The sequence below is a fragment of the Polaromonas sp. genome, assembly GCF_030689685.1.
GTDB lineage: Bacteria > Pseudomonadota > Gammaproteobacteria > Burkholderiales > Burkholderiaceae_C > Polaromonas.
The window spans coordinates 1-18,837 of sequence record NZ_JAUYEY010000005.1; the positions used below are offsets into that span (position 1 = coordinate 1).

The window sequence follows — 18,837 nt, forward strand, 5'->3', positions numbered from 1 at the left end:
TACAACCACAAGAGATTGCACTCGACGTTGGGCTATGTCAGTCCCATGACGTTTGAGCAACGCTGGATCGCGGCCCAGCAGCAAGACAGGAAGTCCGCATAATGGTGGCTTAAGGAGTACGGAAAACAGGGGCAAGATCACAAGCCCTGACGGAGGCGGAGTCCGCTTGACTTGTCCAATGGCTGGCGTTTGAGTTTTAACCATCACAAGGCAATGCGCGGTGCTGCAGGCTCGGGATAAACACCCTGGTCGCAGCCGATGTTTTTGTGTCCAATCGTGTTCAAAGTATTAATAAACTGAAGTTGTATCCAAAGGAGTTCAGACCATGGAACGTCGTCATTTCCTAGCCACCGGATCCGGTGCCACCGCGCTTGCGCTGGCCGCGTCTGCTGGTCTGTCGTCGGCTCACGCACAAACCGCTGCAGCCTGGAACAAACTGGCTTTTGACAGCAAGTCGCTGGCCGAAGCCGCCAAGGCCATGGGCGCGACTGCTGCGCCGATTGAAAGTAAAGACTTGATCCTGCAAGCGCCAGAAATTGCCGAAAACGGCAGCGTGGTGCGCGTGGGTGCCCAGAGCAATATCGCTGGCACCACGCAAGTTGCGCTGGTGGTCGAGAAAAACCCGAGTGTACTGGCCGCGCTGTTCGACATTCCCGCAGGCACCGACGCCAACGTGTCAACCAACGTCAAGATGGGGCAGTCGTCCAACGTGTACGCGCTGGCCAAGGCCGGCGACAAATTCTTCTATGCGGTGAAGGAAGTCAAGGTCACCCTCGGCGGCTGCGGCGGTTAAGCCAGTCGCAATACCCGATCAAGATTGAAAGGAATACGACATGTCAGATCCAATGAGAATTCGGGCCCAGGCCCAAGGCGATAAAACCACGGTGCGTGTGCTGGTCAGCCACGAGATGGAAAGCGGCCAGCGCAAGGACGTGTCGGGCAAAACCGTGCCGGCCTGGTTCATTCAGACCATCAGCGCCACCCACAACGGCAAAACCGTGATGAATGCGCAGTGGGGCCCGGCGGTCTCTAAAAACCCGTTCATGCAGTTCAGCTTCAAGGGCGCCAAGGCCGGTGAAAAAATCATTGTCAACTGGGTTGACAACAAAGGCGAAAAACGCAGTGACGAAGCTGTGATCTCCTGAGATTTCGCGACAGTTACAATCTGAAAAAAAACACGAGGAGCGCACGATGAAATTGAAACTGGTGGGATTGTTTGTCCTGGGTTTGCTGCCCATGCTGGCTGCAGCGCAAAAAGCCACGGCCGAGGGCATTGCCGAATACCGGGCCATGCTCGCCGACGGCAACCCGGCCGAGCTTTTCGAAGCCAAAGGCGAGGCCTTGTGGAAACAGGCCCGTGGCCCCAAAAACGCCAGCTTCGCTCAGTGCGACCTGGGCAAGGGGCCCGGTGTCACCAAAGGCGCTTTCGTCGAGCTGCCGCGCTACTTTGCTGATACAGCTCGGGTACAGGACCTGGAGTCGCGCCTGTTGACCTGCATGGAAGTCCTGCAAGGCTTCAGTGCCGCAACCATTGCCAAAACACCTTTCGGCCGTGACGAGCAAAAAACCATGGAGTCGCTGGTGGCTTTTATTTCCGGCGAATCGCGCGGCATGAAGTTCAACCTGCCGCAGGCCCACTCTCAGGAAAAATTGATGTATGCGGTCGGCAAGCAGGTGTTTTACCAGCGCGCCGGGCCCTATGACTTTTCCTGCGCCTCCTGCCATGGTGAAGACAACAAACGTGTGCGCCTGCAGGACCTGCCCAACCTGACCAAGAACCCCGGCGCCGGCGACGGTTTCGGCGCCTGGCCGGCCTACCGTGTGTCCAGCGGCGACCTCTGGAGCATGCAGCGGCGCCTGAATGATTGCTACCGCCAGCAGCGCTTCCCGTTTCCCGGCTATGCCTCGGACGTGACTATCGCGCTTGGCGTGTACATGGGCGTGAACGGCAAGGGTGGTGTTTCCACCGCGCCAGCCCTCAAGCGTTGAAAGGAGTAGAACATCATGATGAAAAAAACCCACAAACAAACAGGTTTGCTGGCACTGACGGTGCTGCTGGCCAGTTGCGCTACCGGTCCTTCACCGCAAGATGTGACCGACGCGACGCAAAAAGTGCTAAAGTCTTCGTTCCGGGACCAGGGCATCGCCAAAACCGCCTGGCTGGACCAGGACGCCTCCAACAAGAACTGCTCGGAAGCGCAGGGCGCGGCGCTGGACGACAAGCTGGCCAAATCCATCGAGGAAGCCAACCTCAAAACCGTGAAGATGCCCACGGATGGCAAATTCATCGGCGACTGGAAAGAAGGCGAAAAAATTGCCCAAAACGGCCGTGGCATGACATGGAGCGACCAGCCCGGCTCGGCCAATGGTGGCAGTTGCTACAACTGCCACCAGATCAGCAAAGAAGAGCTGTCTTTCGGCTCCATCGGACCGAGCCTGTACAACTACGGCAAGCTGCGTGGTGTGGCGGACCCGGCGGCGGCGGCCAGCAAGCCCATCGTCGACTACACCTGGGGCAAACTGTGGAATGCCAAGGCCTACAACGCCTGCTCCGGCATGCCGCGCTTTGGTCATGCCGGCATCCTTAACGAAGCCCAATTGCGGCATGTGATGGCGCTGCTGCTGGATCCGGCATCACCTGTCAACAAATGATTAGCGAGTGACTCACGAGTGAGTTAAGAGTAAGAGTAAGAGTCATTTCGGCCTCTAGCCCATAAGCAGCGGGCGTGAACAGCTATCAAATTAATAGTACTTTTCATACATGCCTGGCGTGCCGGGCCGGGCAGGATAGGCAGCGCCATGAATCTGTCTCGCCGCGAGTTTTCCTCCGTGATGGCTGCCGGCTTTCCCATGCACCACAGCGCCAACGCGGCGCAAGCCGCCAACCTGAACGAGGTGCCGCGCTCGGGCAAATGTGCATTTGCTGCACATGACCGACTGCCATGCGCAGTTGATGCCGTCTTATTTTCGGGAGCCCTCGGTCAATCTGGGCGACATGGTGCGGGTCGGCGGATTGACCTACACCTGCGAGCCCGGCGCGAAGATGGGTTCACGCATCCAGAACAGGCGTCTGAAGGGCCAGTTGATCGAGGCCAGCAAAAATGCGGGACCGCTGGCCTGGGGGCTTGTCGAGAGCTACCTGCGGGCCAAAAAAATCATCAAACCGCCCAAACTCAATGTGCTCACCTTGGTCGGCGTGGCCGGCAATCCCGGCCTGGCCTGAGACACGGCAAGTTGCAGCCTGTTTGACGGCTTCGTGACAAAACCCGGACGCCTTTGTGGTGGTCCGGGTTTCGTCGTGGGGGTATTCGGTGGCACAATCGATCCTGTTTCTGAAGGCCCTTCCTTGCCACAGTCGCATCCGCAAATCGGTCAAGCCGTGCTCGCGGAAGGTTAATCAACCAGCCACATCTTGTTGTGGTCAGCTAATGTTTCCTCAAGGGAAACGGAGGTCAGCGTCATGAGTTCTCTGCCGGCGGCATCGTCCGTCTATTCGGCCTATCAAGGCAACACCTATCTCTTCGGCGGCAATGCGCCCTATGTCGAAGAGCTGTACGAAAACTATCTCGCCAACCCCGGCAGCGTGCCTGACAACTGGCGCGAGTATTTCGACGCCCTGCAAAACGTACCCGCCGTCGATGGCAGCAATGCCAAGGACGTGCCGCACCTGCCGGTCGTCAATGCCTTTGCCGAGCGCGCCAAGCAGGGCCAGACCAGGGTCGTGGTTGCCAGCGGCGCTGACTCCGAAATGGGCCGCAAGCGCACGGCCGTGCAGCAACTGATTGCCGCCTACCGCAATGTCGGCGCCCGCTGGGCCGACCTGGACCCGCTCAAACGTGCCGAGCGCGACAACATTCCCGAGTTGGATTCGTCGTTTTACGGTTTCAGCGATGCCGACCAGGAAACGGTGTTCAACACCAGCAACACCTTCTTCGGCAAAGACACCATGAGCCTGCGCGAGCTGCTCAATGCACTGCGCGAGACCTACTGCGGCACGATTGGCGCCGAGTACATGTACATGACCGACCAGAACCAGAAGCGCTGGTGGCAACAAAAGCTTGAAAGCATTCGCAGCAAGCCCAATTTCACCAAGGAAAAAAAGCTTCACATCCTGGACCGCCTGAGTGCGGCTGAGGGCCTGGAGCGTTTTCTCCACACCAAATACGTTGGCCAGAAACGTTTCTCGCTCGAGGGCGGTGAAAGTTTCATCGCCAGCATGGACGAGCTGATCCAGCGCAGCGGCAGCATCGGCATCAAGGAAATTGTGATTGGCATGGCGCACCGCGGCCGGTTGAACGTGCTGGTCAATTCGTTGGGCAAGGTGCCGGCCAACCTGTTTGCCGAGTTTGATCACACTGCGCCGGAAGACCTGCCCAGCGGAGACGTCAAGTACCACCAGGGCTTTAGCTCGGACGTGACCACGCCCGGTGGCCCGGTGCACCTGAGCTTGGCTTTCAATCCCTCCCACCTCGAGATCGTCAACCCGGTGGTCGAAGGCTCGGTGCGTGCCCGCATGGACCGCCGCGCCGACCCCAAGGGCCTACAGGTGCTGCCGGTGCTGGTGCACGGCGACGCCGCCTTTGCGGGGCAGGGCGTAGTGATGGAAACGCTGGCGCTGGCCGAAACGCGTGGTTACTCCACTGGCGGCACGGTGCATATCGTGATCAACAACCAGATCGGTTTCACTACCAGTGACCCGCGCGACAGCCGCTCGACGCTGTATTGCACCGACGTCGTCAAGATGATTGAAGCGCCGGTGTTACACGTCAATGGCGATGACCCTGAGGCGGTGGTGCTGGCGACCCAGTGGGCACTCGAGTTCCGCATGGAATTCCAGAAAGACGTCGTGGTCGACATCATCTGTTTCCGCAAGCTCGGCCACAACGAGCAAGACACACCAGCGCTGACCCAGCCGCTGATGTACAAGAAGATTGCCCAGCATCCCGGCACCCGCAGGCTGTACGCCGACAAACTGTCGGCCCAGGGCATGGGCGAGACGCTGGGCGACGACATGGTCAAGGCGGTGCGCGCCGCGCTGGACGCCGGCAAGAGCACCTTCGATCCGGTGGTGACCAACTTCAAGAGCAACTACGCGGTGGACTGGAGTCCTTACCTCGGCAAGAAATGGACCGACGCCGGCGACACCGCCATCCCGATGGCCGAATGGAAACGCCTGGCCGAAAAAGTCAGCACTATTCCCGCCACTGTGACCGCGCACCAGCTTGTCAAGAAGGTCTATGACGACCGCGCGGCCATGGGCCGTGGCGACATTCCGGTGGACTGGGGCATGGGGGAGCACATGGCGTTTGCCTCGCTGGTGGCCAGCGGTTACCCGGTGCGCCTGTCGGGCGAAGATTGCGGCCGTGGCACCTTCACCCATAGACACGCGGTCATTCACGACCAGAGCCGCGAAAAATGGGACACCGGCACCTACGTGCCGCTGCAAAACGTCGCCGACAACCAGGCGCCGTTTGTGGTGATCGACTCCATCTTGTCCGAGGAAGCCGTACTGGCTTTCGAATACGGCTATGCGTCCAACGACCCGAACACGCTGGTGATCTGGGAAGCCCAGTTCGGCGACTTCGTCAACGGTGCGCAGGTCGTGATCGACCAGTTCATCGCCTCGGGCGAAGTGAAGTGGGGCCGCGTCAACGGCATCACCCTGATGCTGCCGCACGGCTACGAAGGCCAGGGTCCGGAGCACAGCTCTGCGCGCCTGGAGCGCTTCATGCAGCTATCTGCCGACACCAACATGCAGGTGGTGCAGCCAACCACGGCTGCGCAGATATTCCACGTGCTGCGCCGCCAGATGGTGCGCAACCTGCGCAAGCCGCTGATCATCATGACGCCCAAGTCGCTGCTGCGCAACAAGGACGCCACTTCGCCACTGAGCGAGTTCACCAAGGGCAGCTTCCAGACGGTGATCCCTGACAGCGGTACGCTTAAGGCCGACAAGGTCAAGCGCGTGATTGCCTGCTCCGGCAAGGTCTATTACGACCTGGCCAAAAAGCGCGAAGAAAAAAGCATGGACGACGTCGCCATCCTGCGCGTTGAGCAGCTTTATCCTTTCCCACACAAGGCGTTTGCCGGCGAACTCAAGAAGTACCCCAACCTTACCGAGGTGGTGTGGTGCCAGGACGAGCCTCAAAACCAGGGCGCGTGGTTCTTTGTCCAGCACTACATCCACGAGAACATGTCAGAGGGCCAGAAGCTGGGGTATTCAGGCCGCGCGGCCTCTGCTTCGCCGGCGGTCGGGTATTCGCACCTGCACCAGGAGCAGCAGAAGGCGCTGGTGGACGGCGCCTTCGGCAAGCTCAAAGGATTCCTCCTGACCAAATAAGAACCGGCCGCGCGCCCCGGGGCGCGTGCCTGGTCAATCTCCCACATACCGAAAGAATTTACATGGCTACCGTAGAAGTCAAAGTCCCCCAGCTATCCGAGTCCGTCGCCGAAGCGACCATGCTGCAGTGGAAGAAAAAAGTTGGCGACTCCATCGCCATTGACGAAATCCTGATCGAGATCGAAACCGACAAGGTGGTGCTGGAAGTGCCGGCCCCTGTCGCCGGCGTGTTGTCCGAAATCCTGGTGGCCGATGGCGGCACGGTCACTGCCGAGCAATTGATCGCCCGGATCGATACCGAAGGCAAGGTGGCGGCTGCTGCGCCCGCAGCGGCTGCCGCAGCGCCTGCGCCGGCAACGCCCTCGGCGCCGGTACCTGCCCCGGTCGCAAGTGGCGGCAGCATGGCCGGCGTGGCGATGCCCGCCGCCGCCAAGCTGCTGGCCGATAACCAGCTGGCTTCTGGCTCGGTGGTCGGCACTGGCAAGGACGGCCGTGTCACCAAGGGCGATGTGCTGGGCGCGGTTGCTGCCGGCACCTCATCCGCTCCTAAATCAATAGCTGCCAGCGCAATACCAACGGGGGCTCCAACCACTTCTTTGCCTCAAGTGGCGGCGCCAGCGAAGGCCGGTGACCTGGGCGATCGGCCGGAGCAACGCGTGCCCATGAGCCGTCTGCGCGCACGCATCGCCGAGCGCCTGTTGCAATCGCAATCGACCAACGCCATCCTGACCACCTTCAACGAGGTCAACATGGCGCCGGTGATGGAGATGCGCAAACGCTTCCAGGAAAAGTTCGAAAAAGAGCACGGCACCAAGATTGGTTTCATGAGCTTTTTCGTCAAGGCGGCCGTGCATGCGCTCAAGAAATACCCGGTGCTCAATGCCTCGGTGGACGGCAACGACATCGTTTACCACGGTTATTTCGACATCGGCATCGCCGTTGGCTCGCCACGTGGCCTGGTGGTGCCCATCTTGCGCAATGCGGACCAGATGAGTTTTGCCGACATTGAAAAGAAAATTGCCGAGTACGGCGCCAAGGCGCGTGACGGCAAGCTCGGCATCGAAGAGATGACCGGCGGCACCTTCTCGATTTCCAATGGCGGTGTGTTCGGCTCCATGCTGTCCACCCCCATCATCAACCCGCCCCAGTCGGCCATCCTGGGCGTGCACGCGACCAAGGACCGAGCAGTGGTCGAAAACGGCCAGATCGTGGTGCGCCCGATCAACTACCTGGCCATGAGTTATGACCACCGCATCGTCGACGGCCGCGAAGCCGTGCTTGGCCTGGTGGCGATGAAGGAAGCGCTGGAAGATCCGGCCCGTTTGTTGTTTGACATCTAAGGAGCCACGCATGTCCAAACAATTTGACGTGGTCGTCATCGGCGGCGGCCCCGGTGGCTACATTGCTGCCATCCGTGCCGCCCAGCTGGGTTTCAACGTGGCCTGTATCGACGAATGGAAAAACGCCAAGGGCGGCCCGGCCCTGGGCGGCACCTGCACCAACGTCGGTTGCATTCCGTCCAAGGCTTTGCTCCAGTCATCCGAGCATTACGACCATGCCAGCCACCACTTTGCCGAGCACGGCATCGAGGTCAAGGGCCTGGGTCTGGATGTGGCGAAGATGGTGGCCCGCAAGGACACCGTGGTCAAGCAGAACAACGACGGCATTGTTTACCTGTTCAAGAAAAACAAGGTCACTTTTTTCCACGGGTGTGGCTCTTTTACCGCAGCAAAAGATGGCCTGTACGACATCAAGGTGGCTGGCGCCGCCGAAGAAACCATTGCCGGCAAACACATCATCGTCGCCACCGGTTCCAGTGCGCGTGCCTTGCCCGGCACACCGTTTGATGAGGAAAACATCCTGTCGAACGACGGCGCATTGCGCATAGCTGCTGTCCCGAAAAAACTCGGCCTGATTGGCTCCGGCGTGATCGGCCTGGAGATGGGTTCGGTCTGGCGCCGTCTGGGCGCTGAAGTGACGGTGCTGGAGGGTTTGCCCACCTTTCTGGGCGCAGTCGATCAGCAGATTGCCAAAGAAGCGCACAAGGCCTTCGTCAAGCAGGGTCTGAAAATCGAACTCGGTGCGACAGTGGGCGAGATCAAGACCGGCAAGAAGGGCGTTTCTGTGGCCTGGACCAATGCCAGGGGTGAAGCCCAGGCGCTGGAGGTTGACAAACTGATTGTGTCCATTGGCCGGGTTGCCAACACCATGGGCCTGGCACCTGACGCCGTCGGCCTGAAGCTTGATGAGCGCGGCGCCATTGTGGTCGATGGCGACTGCAAAACCAACTTACCCAACGTCTGGGCGGTCGGTGATGTGGTGCGTGGCCCGATGCTGGCGCACAAGGCGGAAGAAGAGGGCGTGGCGGTTGCTGAGCGTATTGCGGGCCAGCACGGCCATGTCAATTTCAACACCATCCCCTGGGTGATTTACACCAACCCCGAGATTGCCTGGGTGGGTCAGACCGAGGAGCAGCTCAAAGCCGCAGGCCGTGCCTACAAGGCGGGCACCTTTCCCTTCATGGCCAACGGCCGGGCGCGCGCGCTGGGTGACACCACTGGCATGGTCAAGATGTTGGCTGACGCCGCCACCGACGAAATTCTGGGCGTGCACATCGTCGGCCCCATGGCCAGTGAACTGATCGCCGAATGTGTGGTGGCCATGGAGTTCCGCGCCAGCTCAGAAGACATTGCCAGAATCTGCCATGCCCATCCTTCGCTCAGTGAAGCGACCAAGGAAGCGGCCCTGGCCGTTGATAAACGCACCTTGAATTTCTGAGCACGCTGGTCAAGGCCACGATGTCCGTTACTTCGGAGTATGCGTCTGAGCTGAAGACACGGGGCTACACCAGCGACCCGGCGCAGTTGCGCGCGGTTGAAGCCCTCGAACGCTGCGCCAGCGAGTGGGCAGCGTTCAAGGAACAACGCTCCAATCCGCTGAAAAAACTGATCAACCGGCCCGACATCCCGCAGGGGGTCTACATGCACGGTGGGGTGGGACGCGGCAAAAGCTTCTTAATGGACTGCTTTTACAACGCGGTTCCGCTCAAGCGCAAGACGCGGCTGCATTTTCACGAGTTCATGCGGGAGGTGCACCGCGAGCTGCGCGACCTGCAGGGCATGGCCAATCCGCTGGACGAACTGGGCAAACGCATTGCACAGCGTTACCGGCTGATCTGTTTTGATGAGTTTCATGTTGCCGACATCACGGATGCCATGATCCTGCACCGGTTGCTGACGGCTTTGTTCGACAACGGGGTCGGTTTTGTCACCACTTCCAACTTTCATCCTGACGACCTCTATCCCAACGGCATGCACCGGGAGCGTATTTTTCCGGCGATTGAGCTGCTCAAGGAAAACCTGGACGTGCTGAGCGTGGACAACGGCACGGACTACCGGCGACGCACGCTGGAGCAGGTCCGGCTGTACCACACGCCGCTTGGACCGCAGGCCGATGCCGAAATGAAGGAAACTTTTGAACGCCTGGCCGAGTCCCAGGATGAATCCCCCGTGTTGCAGATCGAGTCGCGCCAGATCCATGCGAGACGCAAGGCAGGAGGTGTCGTGTGGTTCGACTTCAAGACCCTGTGTGGTGGACCCCGTTCACAAAACGACTACCTTGAGATTGCCACCCAGTTCCACACTGTGTTGCTCAGTGATGTACCTTACATGCCGGTGCGCATGGCTTCTGAGGCCCGGCGCTTTACCTGGCTGGTGGATGTGCTTTACGACCGCCGGGTCAAACTCATCATGTCGGCGGAGGTGATGCCTGAGGCGTTGTACACCGAGGGTCCCCTGGCCCATGAGTTTCCCCGTACGATTTCGAGGCTCAATGAGATGCAGTCTGCGGAATTTCTGGCATTGGAACGGCGAGACGTAGATACCACCCTGACATGAAAAAAATACTTCTTTCGCTGCTTACGCTGACATTCAGTCTCATGGCTGCGGCGCAGCCCCGGGAAGACCTTTTTTCCGCAGCTACGCAAAAGGAGCGCGATCGCATCAACACCGAAAGGCTCACGCTGGAAGCCGGCTTCGACGTGGAAGAAGCCGCTTGTTACAAAAAATTCTTTACCAACAGTTGCCTCAAGGAGATTCAGCCGCGCCGGCGTGAAGCCATGGCTTTGTTGCGGCAGCAGGAGGTTGCTCTCAATGACCGGGAGCGCAAGGAAAAGGCTGCCACCCAGATTCAGAAAACAGAGGAAAAATCATCCGCCGAAGCCCAGGCGCAGGCCGCTGAGCGTCGCACCCAAGCCTTGCAGAAAACGCGGGAACGTGCAGAGCGCACGCAGCAAAAGGCCGACGAGCGGGGTATCCTGAAGCAAAACGAAGCGCTCAATGCCGCAGATGCCGCGAACCGGGCCAAGGGCTCTCAGGAAAGAGCGCAAGCCCGCGCAGACAAGAAAGCCGCCATTGCTGACGAAGTCGAAAAATACAACGACAAGCAGCAGGAGGTGAAAGAGCGCAAAGCCAGCCGCGACCAAAAGCAGCGCGAGCAGACCAAAGCGCCGGCCAAATCATTGCCCACCCCGCAATAGGCGGCGTTATTCGAGGGCTTCGAGCTTGACGATGACCAGCGACAGGTTGTCACCGCCCCCATGGGCGCGAGAACGGGCTTTTTGAATCAAAAATTCCGTCGCTTCGCGCGGTGATAGCATGGACAGGGCAGAACCCATTTCGTTGGGGCTGAAGTAATGCCACACCCCGTCGCTGCAGGCGATCAATGAATCTCCGGGGCGCAACTGCGGTATGAAATGCTGGGTGACGGGCGGGCCTTCTTCGGTTCCCAGGCAGCCCATCAGGATATTGGACTGCGGGTGGACGTTGGCTTCGTCTTCGCTGATCTCGCCCTTGTCCACCAGTGTTTGTACGTATGAGTGGTCGATGGTCCGCGTGACCATTTTGGCGCCGTGAAAATGATAGACACGCGAATCGCCGGCATGCACCCAGTGGCAATCGCCGGCGGGGTTGATCAGAAACGCGGCAAGCGTGCTGTGCGGCTCCTGTTCGGCGGAAATGGCGGTCAGCTTGATGACGGTGTGTGCTTCTTCCACCAATTGCTTGAGCATGAAAGGCGCATCATCGCTGGCCGGTGCATAACGCTCAAACAATTGCTTGGCGGTCATCATGACCTGGTCCGATGCCTTGCGCCCGCCGCTGCGTCCGCCCATGCCATCAGCCACGATGCCGAGCATGCAGCCGGCAATGCGCGGATGGCTGAGCAGGGCAACCTGGTCCTGCTGGTAGTCGCGATCTCCCTTGTGGATACCGGTGGACGCGGTGATTCGATAACCTTTGGACATCTTGACTCGATATATCTCCGTAATCGACGTATTATCAGACGAAGCAGCCCGCGCGGATAAAAACCTTGGACATAAATCTACACTCCCCGGAGCGCCGTCTGATTGATCTCAAAATCGAACATGCAGACCTCAATGCCCTGGTGGACGTCACCTCGCATGCCATTCCAATCAATGAGCTGATGCTCAGGCGCCTGAAAAAGCGGCGCTTGCTGCTGCGGGACCAGATCGCCCAACTCGAGATGTCGCTGGACCCCCCCGAACCTGCCTGATGAATCTGGCATCCCAAGTCCTGGCGGCCTTCGCCCCTGAAGGTGTGTTGTCGCGCACCACCGAGCACTTCGTTCCCCGCAGCGGACAGACCGAGATGGCGCTTGCTGTGGCGCAAGCCATTGAAGGGGCGTACCCGCTGGTGGTTGAAGCAAGCACCGGCGTCGGCAAGACTTTTTCCTACCTGGTACCGGCGCTGCTCAGTGGTGAACGCGTGTTGTTGTCGACCGCCACCAAGGCGCTGCAGGACCAGTTGTTCGGGCGCGATCTGCCGACGCTGGTCAAGGTCTTGGGTATACCTGTCAGCACAGCCTTGCTGAAGGGACGCAGCAGTTACCTGTGCCTGCACCGCATGGAGATGGCTCGCCATGATGTCAGTTTTTCCGAGCGCACCTCGCTGGGCGCACTCGCGAAGGTGGAGAAGTGGGCGCAAGGCACCGCTACCGGTGACCTGGCGGAGCTGCCGGGCCTGGACGAACGATCTCCGGTGATTCCCTGGGTGACCTCCACACGCGAAAATTGTCTGGGTTCGCAATGCCCGCAGTTTCGCGGCTGTCACGTCAATCAGGCGCGCCGCGAGGCGCTGGCAGCGGATGTCGTGGTGATCAACCACCATCTGTTTTTTGCCGATCTGGCCGTGCGCGAGTCGGGCATGGCCGAGCTACTGCCCTCGGTGCGCATCGCCATTTTTGACGAAGCGCATCAGCTCAACGAAACCGGGGTGCAGTTTCTGGGCAAGAACCTCTCGACAGGCCAATTGCTCGATGTTTCGCGCGACATGCTGGCCACCGGCTTGCAACTGGCGCGTGGTCTGGCGGATTGGCAGGCCTTGTCGGGCGCCACCGAGCACGCTGCCCGCGATCTGCGTCTGTCCGTGGGCAAGGCGTATCCGGGCACCAAGCTGCGCTGGAACGATGCTGTGCCGGAAGGGCTGAACGCCGGCGAGTGGTCAACTGCGATGGTCGCCCTCGGCACCTCGCTGCAGGCTGCGTGCGAAGCCCTGGAAAGCGTCACTGAAATTGCGCCCGACTTTGTGCGTCTGCATGAGCGCGCGCTTGAGCTGGCAGAACGTGCGCAGGCCTTTTCAGCCCCGCCGGAGCCGGGCGGGGTCCGCTGGCTGGACGTGGGGACGCAGTTGCGCCTGGTGGAGTCGCCGCTGGACATTGCGAAGGCCATCCAGGAACGGGTGTTCACGGACGACCAGGCGGCCGCGAAGTCCTGGATATTCACTTCCGCGACCCTCGGGGATGACGAGCGCCTGAGTTGGTTCACCGAGCCTTGCGGGCTGACGCAGGCGACGGTGCTGCGCATCGGCAGCCCGTTCGACTATGCACGGCAGGCCGCGTTTTATGTCCCGCGCAACTTTCCCAAACCGGGCGACCCTGCACATACGGGGGCTGTGGCAGCAGCGGCGGCGAACTGGGCGCGCCGGCTGGGCGGGCGCACGATGGTACTGACCACCACCTTGCGCGCCCTGCGCGCCATCGGTGACGCGTTGCAGGCGGCTTTCGACGGTGTGAGTGATATCGAGGTGCTGGTGCAAGGTGCGATGCCCAAACGTATGCTGATTGAACGCTTCCGTCAGGGCGACAGTGGCGGTGGCCGGGCTTGTGTGCTGGTCGCGTCTGCGTCGTTTTGGGAGGGCATCGACGTGCCGGGCGAGGCGCTGCAACTGGTGATCATCGACAAGTTGCCATTTCCGCCGCCCAATGATCCCATGGTGGAAGCGAAATCGCGGGCGCTGGAGTCGGACGGCAAAAGCGCCTTCAACGACTATTTCCTCCCGGAAGCGGCGGTGGCGCTCAAGCAGGGGGCAGGCCGGCTGATCCGCCGCGAGACCGATCAGGGGGTACTGGTGATTTGTGACAGCCGCCTGGCCATCATGGGTTACGGCAAGCGCCTGCTGCGGGCCCTGCCTGCGATGCAGAGGCTGGCATCAGAAGACGAACTGAACGAACGGCTGGACCTGCTTACCAGAAGCGGTACCACGGCGTCTCCACCGATCTGAAACCCTTGGTCAGATACTCACTCTGCGGGTAGCTTTTTTCCATCACGCGTTTGGCGTCATCGCGCAACTGGGCCATGCCCAGGGCATCGTAGGATTTGTAGAGGATAAACAGCGCGTCTTCCAGCACCGGCACGTCGCGGTAGTCGGTCAGAGCGGTCTGCGCGCGGTTGATGGCCGAAATGTAGGCGCCGCGGGTGTAGTAGTAGCGCGCCACATGGACTTCATACTGCGCCAGCGAATTGACGATGTAGGTCATGCGCAAGCGTGCATCGGCAGCGTACTTGGAGTCTGGAAAACGATTGGCCAGCTCCTTGAACGCATCGAATGACTCCTTGGCGGCTTTCTGGTCACGCTCCGACAAATCCTGTCGATACAGAAAACTGAACAGGCCCAGGTTTTCGTTGAAGGTCACCAGGCCCTTGAGGTACAGGGCGTAGTCGATCGCCGGGCTGGCCGGGTGCAGTTTCATGAACCGGTCCAGCGTGGCCTGGGCCTGGGCCTGCTCGCCACCCTTGTACTGGGCATAAGCTTTTTCAAGCTGCGCCTGCTGGGCCAGCGGCGTACCAGCGGCCCGGCCTTCGAGCTTTTCAAACAGCGGAATGGCCTTGTCGTAAGCACCGGAGTTTGCTTCATCCCGTGCTTCCGCATAAATCTTGTTCGGGCTCCAGGCGGCTGTCGGGTCTTTGACGGCTGTCGAGGAACAGCCGGACAGCACAACAAGGCAGGCCACCAGGGCTGCCCCAAAAGAGGGTGTGGGGGGAACAACCGATAATTTGGTGGAAAACATCGCAATTGATCCTGTTAATGACTGATTCTGAACAAAGCAAATTGATTATATCGAGCGCCAATGCCGGTGAAGAGCTGTCTGACGAGATCGCCGACGAACTGGAGACCGGTGTCGCCTTCGAGTTGCGTGAAGTCGTGGTTCCCGTGGGCAGCCACGGCGAGCGACTGGACCGAACACTCGCACAGGCCGTGCCTGAGTTTTCCCGCAGTTATCTGCAGCAATTGATCGAGGCCGGGGCGGTGCGGCTCAATGGCGTGACGGTCACCAAATCATCGGCGCGTGTGAAGGCCGGCAACACGTTGCAGGTCGAACTCAAGCCCACGCCGCAAAGCCAGGCCTTCAAACCTGAAACCATGGCGTTGGAGATCGTGTTTGAAGATGAGCATCTGCTGGTCGTCAACAAGCCGGCAGGGCTGGTGGTGCACCCGGCGCCTGGCAACTGGAGCGGTACGCTGCTCAATGGCCTGTTGGCCCGTGATCCTCAAGCCAGTCTGTTGCCGCGCGCCGGCATCGTGCACCGGCTGGACAAGGACACCAGCGGCCTGATGGTTGTGGCGCGCAAGCGCCAGGTGATGGATCAGCTGGTGGCCATGATTGCGGCCAGAACAGTCAGCCGCGAGTACCTGGCGCTGGCCCACGGCGACTGGCAGGGGCCGGCCGCGCGCCAGGTGGACGAACCGATAGGCCGCGATCCGCGCAACCGGCTGCGCATGGCCGTCGTGGACCTCGAGCGAAATTCCGGCAAGACGGCGTCCACAGGTATCTTCAGGCTGGGCAGCGCCGGCGGGTTTTGCCTGGTGCGCTGCAAGTTACAGACGGGCCGCACTCACCAGATCCGGGTGCATATGGCGTCTATCGGTCATCCACTGGTGGCGGACGAGGTTTATGGTGGAAAGCCCGTTGCCGGGCTGGGGCGCCAGGCCTTGCACGCTTGCCGACTGGCTTTTGAGCATCCCGTGACCCATGCGGCGCTGGAGTTCCTGTCGCCGCTGCCTGCTGATCTGGCGGCCACCGTGGCCAGCGCGGGGCTGGGATACAATCAAAGCCAGTAGTTTTCTGCTACCCGCACATGGCGCGCACTGATGAGTGCTTGCGCATGAATGTGAACTGCGCTGCCAGGCGCCTCGACCTCGACTACTTTCGGAACCAAGACCATGAATACGACGGATGCGAAGCGCGTCCTCGAAACGGCACTGATTTGCGCGCAGCAGCCGCTGCCTGTGCGCGACATGGGTGTTTTGTTCAACGGGGCGCTGACGACCGACACCGTGAAGCTGCTGCTTGAGGACCTGCAAAACGACTGGTCCGGGCGTGGCGTGGAACTGGTCCATGTGGCCACCGGCTGGCGTTTCCAGAGCCGTCCCGACATGCGCGAATTCCTGGACCGCCTGCATCCTGAAAAGCCGCCGCGCTACACCCGCGCCACGCTCGAAACGCTGGCCATCATTGCCTACCGCCAGCCGGTGACGCGCGGCGACATGGAGGACATCCGCGGGGTGACCATCAATAGCCTGCTCCTCAAGCAACTTGAGGACCGCGGCTGGGTGGAAGTGATCGGGCACCGCGAAACCGTGGGACGCCCTGGCCTGTACGCGACAACGCGGCAGTTCCTCGATGACCTTGGTGTTGAATCGCTGGACCAACTGCCGGCCATGGACAGCACGGCTGGCCAGGCGTCCATGCTGGAGCAGATCGAATTCGGCCTGGCGGGTCCGCCCGCTGGTGACGACACCCTCGCGCTGGAAGCGCCGGCGCATGTCCCTGGCGATGGAGGCATAGAAACCGAACGCCCCAACGAGACAGAGGCGGCGTTGGCCGCAGCCAGCCCTGCCGAGCCGGCAGACTTTGACAGCTTGCAGGAAGCCCCGGCCAGCGGCCAGGCATCTCCTGATTCCCACGCCTGAACGGCCCCCTCATGAACCCCAACGACAATCCGGCTCCGGCCGTTCCGGCCCCCCAGATTGAAGAATCAAACAGGGTTCCAGCCCATAGCCAGAAAGCGCAAGAAGCTCCTGATTTGATAGCGGATGAGATCACTGCAAACCAGGCCGAGCCATCCCGTCAGGCCCCGCCATCAGGCGCGCCAGCGAACCGCTTCGATGACGTAGTGACGGGCCAATTCGACGCCGACGAGGAAGATGTCGCGGTGGAACTGGCCAAACGCGTGCTGTTGCCCCAGCCCGAAACGCCGAAGTTGCACAAGGTGCTGGCCCAGGCCGGTCTGGGGTCGCGGCTCGAAATGGAGCAACTGATCCTGGAGGGGCGGATTTCGGTCAATGCCGAGCCGGCCCACATCGGCCAGCGCATCCAGTTCGGTGACACGGTCAAGGTCAATGGCAAGCCGATTCGGGTGCGGATCGACCCGCCACCGCCCCGCGTGATCGCCTACCACAAGCCTTCCGGCGAGGTGGTGTCGCACGACGACCCGCAGAACCGGCCCACGGTGTTTCGCAAGCTGCCCAAGCTGTTCCAGGGCAAATGGCAGTCGGTCGGGCGGCTCGACCTGAATACCGAAGGCCTGCTGCTGCTGACCAGCTCCGGCGAGCTGGCCAACAAGCTGATGCACCCGCGTTTCGGCCTGGAGCGCGAGTACGCGGTTCGGGTCCTGGGTGCCCTGAACAACGAAGAAAAGAAACGCCTGCTCGACGGCGTGCAGCTCGACGACGGGCTGGCCCAGTTCAGCACCATCGAGGCTGGCGGCGGCGAAGGCGCCAATTGCTGGTACCGGGTGACGATCTCCGAAGGACGCAACCGCGAGGTCCGCCGTATGTTCGAAGCTGTAGGCCACGCCGTCAGCCGACTGATCCGCATCCGTTATGGCGCCGTGGTGCTGCCGCGCGGCCTCAAGCGGGGTGCTTTTGTGGAGCTTGACGAGCGTGACATCTGGGCACTGACCAGTGCGGTCGGCCGTTCGGAATCGCGCGCCGACCCGCGCGGACCGAAAACGCCGACTGAAGCCGGAGACGGCGCTGGTGAGTCCCGCCTCGCACGCGGCCCACGCGGCAACGACAGGTCGCGCGGTGGGCGAGGGCGCACGGATGCCGGAGCGGCCCGACCGCCGGCGCAACCACCTGCATCCGGCCAGGACGATGGCGAGGAGCCGGGGCCCCATGAGTTCCAGCCGCCAATGCCCCGCAACGACGCGCCGCGTGATGCCAACCGGCGTCGCGGCGGCAAGGGCCGTGGGCCAGGTAATGGCAACGGTGGCGCTGCCCCGCGTTCCGGCCCGCCGGGAAATTTCGGTGGCAATCCAGGTCAGGGCCAGCGCCGCCGCGACGACGGTGGTGGTCGCAGCGACCGTGCCGACAAAGGGCCCGGCGGTGCGCAGCCCGACCCGATGAAAACTTCCTTCGGCTACATCGGTGCTGAAACCTTTACCCGCCAGCGTCAGACCCAGACCCAGACCCAGAGCCAGCGGCGCGGCGGGGGCAATGGTCCCGCTGGAGGTGGGGGCGGCGGAGGTGGTGGTACCGGCCAGCGGCGCGGCGGCGCAGGTGGCGGTGGCGGTGGAAACCGGGGTGGTGGCAATCGGAGCAATGGCGGTGGCAACCGGGGCGGAAACCGCTGAATCCCCACTTCCGCCACACGCATTTGCCGACCGGGGCGATTGGCGGCAGGTTAAAATCAGGGGCTTTATTCGATTTGAATAAATCCTAGAAAATCAAGGTTAAGGAAATCTCATGGCGATCGAACGCACTCTCTCCATCATCAAACCCGATGCCGTGGCAAAAAATGTCATTGGTCAAATCTACGCACGTTTCGAGGCCGCTGGCCTGAAAGTGGTGGCTGCCCGCATGGCCCACCTGTCGCGCGGCGAAGCCGAGGCTTTTTATGCCGTGCACAAAGAGCGCCCGTTTTTCAAGGACCTGGTTACCTTCATGATTTCCGGCCCGGTCATGATTTCCGCGCTGGAAGGTGAGAACGCGATCCTGAAACACCGCGATCTGATGGGTGCGACGGATCCGAAGAAAGCCGCCGCTGGAACTATCCGCGCGGACTTTGCCGACAGCATTGATGCCAACGCCGTGCACGGCTCTGACGCCGTTGAAACTGCCCAAGTGGAGATCAGTTTCTTCTTCGCGGGCATGAACATCTACTCCCGCTGAAATGGCCCCCACGCTTGTCGCTTCGCT

Annotated in this window: 17 protein-coding genes and 1 pseudogene; 16 read left to right on the plus strand and 2 right to left on the minus strand. The window is 61.0% G+C overall.

The window, feature by feature from the left end; all coding sequences use genetic code 11:
- Positions 1-325: 325 nt before the first annotated feature.
- The 10 genes and pseudogenes from soxY to Q8O29_RS00610 all read left to right on the plus strand — a co-directional run bounded on the left by soxY (position 326) and on the right by Q8O29_RS00610 (position 10,877).
- A complete protein-coding gene (gene soxY / locus Q8O29_RS00565) occupies positions 326-793 on the plus strand; it encodes a thiosulfate oxidation carrier protein SoxY (RefSeq protein WP_305560112.1) in 468 nt (155 codons plus the stop codon).
- 40 nt (positions 794-833) lie between these two features.
- The gene (gene soxZ / locus Q8O29_RS00570) at positions 834-1,145 is read left to right on the plus strand and encodes a thiosulfate oxidation carrier complex protein SoxZ (protein ID WP_305560113.1); all 312 of its coding nucleotides are present in this window, start codon (positions 834-836) and stop codon (positions 1,143-1,145) included.
- A gap of 46 nt (positions 1,146-1,191) precedes the next feature.
- On the plus strand, positions 1,192-1,989 hold the full coding sequence (soxA, locus tag Q8O29_RS00575; RefSeq protein WP_305560114.1) for a sulfur oxidation c-type cytochrome SoxA: 798 nt from the start codon (positions 1,192-1,194) through the stop codon (positions 1,987-1,989).
- Between the two features lie 15 nt (positions 1,990-2,004).
- On the plus strand, positions 2,005-2,652 hold the full coding sequence (soxX, locus tag Q8O29_RS00580) for a sulfur oxidation c-type cytochrome SoxX (RefSeq protein WP_371134115.1): 648 nt from the start codon (positions 2,005-2,007) through the stop codon (positions 2,650-2,652).
- 147 nt (positions 2,653-2,799) lie between these two features.
- Positions 2,800-2,992 (plus strand): annotated as a pseudogene (locus Q8O29_RS20320) (thiosulfohydrolase SoxB); the annotation flags it as partial.
- A gap of 468 nt (positions 2,993-3,460) precedes the next feature.
- Positions 3,461-6,340: a 2-oxoglutarate dehydrogenase E1 component gene (locus Q8O29_RS00590; RefSeq protein WP_371134116.1), complete on the plus strand. Its 2,880-nt coding sequence runs from the start codon at positions 3,461-3,463 to the stop codon at positions 6,338-6,340.
- 62 nt (positions 6,341-6,402) lie between these two features.
- Positions 6,403-7,680 carry a 2-oxoglutarate dehydrogenase complex dihydrolipoyllysine-residue succinyltransferase gene (gene odhB, locus Q8O29_RS00595; protein ID WP_305560115.1) on the plus strand — a complete coding sequence of 426 codons (1,278 nt, stop codon included), beginning with the start codon at positions 6,403-6,405 and terminating at the stop codon, positions 7,678-7,680.
- A 10-nt stretch (positions 7,681-7,690) separates the two neighbouring features.
- On the plus strand, positions 7,691-9,118 hold the full coding sequence (lpdA, locus tag Q8O29_RS00600) for a dihydrolipoyl dehydrogenase (protein ID WP_305560116.1): 1,428 nt from the start codon (positions 7,691-7,693) through the stop codon (positions 9,116-9,118).
- 20 nt (positions 9,119-9,138) lie between these two features.
- Entirely contained in the window at positions 9,139-10,236 is a 1,098-nt protein-coding gene (gene zapE / locus Q8O29_RS00605) for a cell division protein ZapE (protein ID WP_305560117.1), read from the plus strand.
- The gene (locus tag Q8O29_RS00610; RefSeq protein ID WP_305560118.1) at positions 10,233-10,877 is read left to right on the plus strand and encodes a hypothetical protein; all 645 of its coding nucleotides are present in this window, start codon (positions 10,233-10,235) and stop codon (positions 10,875-10,877) included. The genes zapE and Q8O29_RS00610 overlap by 4 nt, the downstream gene beginning before the upstream one ends.
- 6 nt (positions 10,878-10,883) lie before the next feature.
- On the opposite strand, the gene Q8O29_RS00615 is transcribed toward Q8O29_RS00610, so the two are convergent.
- On the minus strand, positions 10,884-11,642 hold the full coding sequence (locus Q8O29_RS00615; RefSeq protein WP_305560119.1) for a PP2C family serine/threonine-protein phosphatase: 759 nt from the start codon (positions 11,640-11,642) through the stop codon (positions 10,884-10,886).
- A gap of 65 nt (positions 11,643-11,707) precedes the next feature.
- On the opposite strand from Q8O29_RS00615, the gene Q8O29_RS00620 reads away from it, so the two are divergent.
- A complete protein-coding gene (locus tag Q8O29_RS00620) occupies positions 11,708-11,911 on the plus strand; it encodes a DUF465 domain-containing protein (protein ID WP_305560120.1) in 204 nt (67 codons plus the stop codon).
- Positions 11,911-13,917 (plus strand): ATP-dependent DNA helicase, encoded by a 2,007-nt coding sequence (locus tag Q8O29_RS00625; protein WP_305560121.1) that lies wholly within the window; start codon positions 11,911-11,913, stop codon positions 13,915-13,917. The genes Q8O29_RS00620 and Q8O29_RS00625 overlap by 1 nt, the downstream gene beginning before the upstream one ends.
- On the opposite strand, the gene Q8O29_RS00630 is transcribed toward Q8O29_RS00625, so the two are convergent.
- Complete coding sequence (locus Q8O29_RS00630; RefSeq protein ID WP_305560122.1) at positions 13,880-14,704, minus strand: outer membrane protein assembly factor BamD; 825 nt, start codon at positions 14,702-14,704, stop codon at positions 13,880-13,882. The two genes, Q8O29_RS00625 and Q8O29_RS00630, sit on opposite strands and share 38 nt — an antisense overlap.
- 17 nt (positions 14,705-14,721) lie before the next feature.
- Between Q8O29_RS00630 and Q8O29_RS00635 the strand changes: the two genes are divergently transcribed.
- The 4 genes from Q8O29_RS00635 (at position 14,722) to ndk (ending at position 18,810) form a co-directional block, all read left to right on the plus strand.
- On the plus strand, positions 14,722-15,756 hold the full coding sequence (locus tag Q8O29_RS00635; RefSeq protein WP_305560123.1) for an RluA family pseudouridine synthase: 1,035 nt from the start codon (positions 14,722-14,724) through the stop codon (positions 15,754-15,756).
- Positions 15,757-15,858: 102 nt separating this feature from the next.
- The gene (gene scpB, locus Q8O29_RS00640; protein WP_305560124.1) at positions 15,859-16,608 is read left to right on the plus strand and encodes an SMC-Scp complex subunit ScpB; all 750 of its coding nucleotides are present in this window, start codon (positions 15,859-15,861) and stop codon (positions 16,606-16,608) included.
- A gap of 11 nt (positions 16,609-16,619) precedes the next feature.
- A complete protein-coding gene (locus Q8O29_RS00645) occupies positions 16,620-18,272 on the plus strand; it encodes a pseudouridine synthase (RefSeq protein ID WP_305560125.1) in 1,653 nt (550 codons plus the stop codon).
- 112 nt (positions 18,273-18,384) lie between these two features.
- Positions 18,385-18,810 carry a nucleoside-diphosphate kinase gene (ndk, locus tag Q8O29_RS00650; RefSeq protein WP_305560126.1) on the plus strand — a complete coding sequence of 142 codons (426 nt, stop codon included), beginning with the start codon at positions 18,385-18,387 and terminating at the stop codon, positions 18,808-18,810.
- Positions 18,811-18,837 lie beyond the last annotated feature (27 nt).